This is a genomic window from Treponema sp. R6D11, from assembly GCF_054786075.1.
This window is the reverse complement of sequence record NZ_BDHD01001153.1, coordinates 1-374: the sequence shown is the minus strand read 5'-3', so window position 1 is coordinate 374 and position 374 is coordinate 1. Positions and strand designations below refer to the sequence as shown.

Here is a 374-nt window from a genome sequence, read left to right as displayed (position 1 = left end):
CTCGCCGGCCGGCTACGACGACATCGCCGCCAGCTGGGCTGCGCCCGATGCGCTGGTACGCCGTGTCGAGCTGGCGCAGCGGCTCGCAGCCCAGGCCGGCAACAGCGTCGATGCGCGCGCGCTGGCACCCCGATTGCTGCCCGGCGATGCACTGGGCGCGGGCACGGCCGAGGCCATTGCCCGATCCGAAAGCGGCAGCGGCGCACTCGCGCTGCTGCTGGTCTCGCCCGACTTCCTGCGCAGGTGAACACCATTACCACGATCCATACGAACGCCACGAACATCGCGACCAGCACGATGGCCAGGCGCAATCGCCGACATTTCCTGGGCCTGCTGGCCGCAGGCACCGGGCTGGCACTGGCAGCGCCCCACCT

Annotated in this window: 1 protein-coding gene; it reads left to right on the top strand. The window is 71.1% G+C overall.

Annotated elements, in window-relative coordinates; all coding sequences use genetic code 11:
• Nucleotides 1-247, top strand: a 247-nt coding sequence (locus ACYVTD_RS17895) for a DUF1800 family protein (RefSeq protein WP_461248962.1), incomplete at its 5' end; no start/stop codon positions are given.
• Between the last annotated feature and the right edge of the window lie 127 nt (nucleotides 248-374).